Annotated in this window: 3 protein-coding genes; 2 read left to right on the forward strand and 1 reads right to left on the reverse strand. The window is 62.1% G+C overall.

Annotated features, from left to right (window positions below; genetic code table 11):
- A partial coding sequence (locus AC1DXK_RS30470) for an IS5 family transposase (RefSeq protein ID WP_477299668.1) occupies nucleotides 1-377 on the forward strand: 377 nt, incomplete at its 5' end.
- A 1407-nt stretch (nucleotides 378-1784) separates the two neighbouring features.
- Here the strand turns inward: AC1DXK_RS30470 and AC1DXK_RS30475 are convergent.
- Nucleotides 1785-2054 (reverse strand): hypothetical protein, encoded by a 270-nt coding sequence (locus AC1DXK_RS30475; protein WP_456685253.1) that lies wholly within the window; start codon nucleotides 2052-2054, stop codon nucleotides 1785-1787.
- A gap of 664 nt (nucleotides 2055-2718) precedes the next feature.
- On the opposite strand from AC1DXK_RS30475, the gene AC1DXK_RS30480 reads away from it, so the two are divergent.
- A partial coding sequence (locus AC1DXK_RS30480) for an AraC family transcriptional regulator (protein WP_477299669.1) occupies nucleotides 2719-3717 on the forward strand: 999 nt, incomplete at its 3' end.

The following is a 3717-nucleotide window of genomic DNA, read 5'->3' on the forward strand; positions in this document are numbered from 1 at the left end:
GCGTGATCGCCGACGGGCAGGGCCGCGCCATCGCCTTCCGGCTGGCATCGGGACAGGCGCACGAACTGCCCCATGCGGTTCCATTGCTCGACCAACTGCCAGGCGTGCCCAAGTGGGTCGTCGGAGACCGCGGCTACACCAGTCACGCCTTCCGCGAGCACATCTGGAACATGGGTGCGCGCCCCGCGATCCCGCCTCAGCGCCACGAGACCCCAGTCGCCTGCCCGGACTGGATCTACAACAATCGCAATCAGGTCGAGCGCCTCTGGGCGAGGCTCAAGGAATGGCGTGCCATCGCAACCCGCTACGAGAAAACCGCCACAAGCTTCATGGGTGTCCTGTCCCTCGCCGCAGCCCTCGACTGGCTCAAGCGATGACACGCCCTAATCCGCGTTGCGAGGTCGGAAGGCGATGGCTAGGTCTTGTCCGGCTCTGTTGTGGGAGCGGCAACAGCTCCCACACCGTTGCCCACCTCCGCTCCCGTATGAGGCGGTACACCGCTCGGCAATACGGGAGCGCGTGAGGACTCCTCCTGCACCTGTGCAGGGCTCAATGTGGTCGGCCTCTGGTCTGGACACCGCTGGTGGTCTTGGACGCGATTTTCTACGGCTCTTTGACTAGATTAGCCGCAATCGACGCTTCCGCCAACACCTTCCTCTACGCGGCAGCCGTCATGTTTCTCGTCAGACGCCTCGACCGATTATCCCGATATCTCGGACGAAATCTGAGGGATGATTCCGATCAATTTTGAATATACATATATATGTATCCGGTTGAGATCGCCCCTGTCTCATGAGCGTCATGACTGCTTTATTGTAGGGACGCCGAAATCCATCCCGATATGCAGGGCCACTGTCCCAGCCAATCAAGCTGACTTGTCCAACCTCTGTATGCTGCCGCGTGCCGTGACCGAAGTGGTCGTCGAAGTATGCCCTCGCCGTGCTGACGGTTAGAGCCCGCTTCTTGGGCTCAGAACGCGGCTCAGGACGCGCCGGAACCCAAAAACGAGCGACGCTCATTGGAGATTGCTATGAGGATAAATCTTCCACTCGATGTTGCCGCCTTGATACTCGTCTGCGGTCTGCCGAGCGCGATGGCTCAGACCACATCACCAGCTTACCGCTACTCGGGTCCCCACGCTGGCGGACCTGCCGATGATCTGAATAGAGGCGGCGCGGTGCAACCAGTGGTACGGCCAGTAAAGCCGCCGGCCTACGGCAATTCTGGCTCTCATGCCGGCGGCCCTGCCAATGATCTGAATAGTGGCGTCGCGGTGCAGCCAGTGGTACGGCCGTTGAAGCCGCCGGCCTACGGCTATTCTGGCTCTCATGCCGGCGGCCCTGCCAACGGCCAGCCGCGCAATTGAGACCGCTTGTCCTTATGGATGGCCTCCGTTCCGACTGACCGTCAGGGCATGCCCTTCCTGCCCAGTGTGTCAGCGGCAGCGGTAGGTGCAGGACGCTTGCCGACGGTCTACAGGGCACCGTTCCTTGCCCCCTAAAGGAAAGAGGTTGGTGAGAGTTATTCCGCGCCGTGCTGGTAGGGCATGGGCTGTACGTGAATCGCTAACCCCCAGTGGCGATGGTTATTAGCAGGAGAAGATTCCGGGTATCCCGGTATCCGTCCTGATCGCTGGCCACCGGCTATCAGGGACGGCCTGGCTCTGGCACCGCGAGGGCAGGCGCATCAATGTCGCCATCCGCAGCACCAATTCCAGGTGAAGCGATACGGGGCGGCCCGCAGTCTGTCCGCTTGACCTTCCGTCAAACATCAGCGTGCGGGCTCTACGTCGAGATATTGATCGAGTCCCGCAATCGGTCCTGCAAGATGTTCGCTGCTGACGCCAGGTCGACCGTCGTGTGAACGTTGATGGCCAGAGCGATTAAAGCTTGCCAAATTTCCGACCGATCCTGCAAGTAGCCGGTCGCATCGATGGAACCCCCGGTCGATCGTTTCACCGCACGCGCCCTCACACGCAAGTGGCTCTCGGCGATGTCAGGTTGCAAATGACGCGCTTCGTGCCGGCCACCTGCACGTCCGCTACGAATGGCCATCTGCCACTGCGCGTCCGATAGCCGTGTCTCGTCCGATCAAGCACCGCTCGTCATTACAGCTAGAAGGTAACGGCAGAGCCTGTTCTCGGGCCTGTGACAAAGTCAGGAGATGACGATGCCGAAGCTGGGACTTGCGGGGCTGTCCATCGCTGCAGCTCTTGCGCYCGGACTGAGTGGCGGAGCAAGTGCGGCCCCGCTGATGGGTTCTCAGTCAGCGATTGGCGCGTTCGGGATCGCGGACGGGCCAATAATTAAGGTGCAGACCATGGGAATGATGCGTCGGCACGACCGTCGGATGGCGCGCCACGACCGGAGAATGGACCGACGGGACTATCGGCACCACCGGAGAATGGACCGGCACTACTGAGTCGAGCCGCTGAACGATAAAAAGGCGCCGCCCTCCGTCATCGAACGAGCCGAAAGAGAAGCTCGCATTTAAGCGATTCCGCGGGAGGTTTGGGTCATCTGGATGGGCGGCGTGCCTCGAATACAATATTAAATGAAGGATATTGCGCAATCCGATTTTGAAAAAGTAACGACAGCAGATTTATGTCAATGCGTTTCTAAATACAAAACTTGATCGAAGAGGACGGATCAACCATGGTCGCAGGAATAACCTAGGTTATCGGGATCAAGCGGATCCGGAATCAAGGGGACCCACGCCATGGCATACCCTATCGCGCCACACACGAACGGCCGCTCGGATCCGTCCCCCGCAGCCGGAACTTCCCGCTGGCCTGAAACGCAGCCTGTCGGTTTCATCCATCCCGAGGTCGCACGAGCGCTCTACGCTGTCCTCGTCGAATTCGGCGCAAATGCCGACGCCCTTGTGGCCGAGATCGGTCTCGATCCGGCTCTCTTCGACGGCGGTAACCCCCTTGTCTCCTACGCCGCGTTCGGCCGCCTGATTGCCCTCGGAGCCGAGCGCACCGGCTGTCGCCATCTCGGCCTCCTCGTCGGTCAGCGGAACACCCTGGCCTCGCTCGGGCCGATCGGACTGCTGATGCGCAACTCGGACACGGTCGGGGACGCCCTGCGAGCGCTCGAAGAGCAAGTGGGCAAGCGGAACTGGGGCGCGGTGGTCGGGCTCGGCACTTGCCACGGCGTGTCGGTCCTCAGCCACTCACCCTACGATCCGAGGCCCGAGGTAGCGGCCCCCCATTCCGAGCGCGCGCTCGCCACGATGACCAACGTGCTGCGGGGGCTGTGCGGGTCCGGCTGGACTCCTTTTGAGGTATTGCTGCCGCGCTCCGCCCCGCGAGACAGGCGGCCCTACAGCGTCTTCTTCCGCGCGCCGCTCCGGTTTGACGAGGAGGTGGCTGCCCTGGTGTTCCCGGCCGAACTCCTGGAGCAGCCGATCGCGGGCGCGGATCCGGTTGCCCGCCGAGACCTCGAGGAGCGGATCCGCCAAACCGGGGTCGATCAGCCCTACACGTTGACGGACGAGCTGCGCTGCTACCTTCAGACCGCTATCACACGGCAGCGCTGCACGGCTGACCGGGTGGCGCACCAGAAAATGACGAACCGCCGCACCATGGCCCGCCGGTTGCGGGCGGAGGGCACGAGCTTCAAGCAGCTCGCCGATGAAACGCAGTTACGGGTGGCACAGCGGCTGCTGGTCGACACCGGCTTGAGCTTGACGCAGATCTCAGAGGCCCTGCAC

The organism is Methylobacterium sp. P3_A11 (assembly GCF_056403155.1).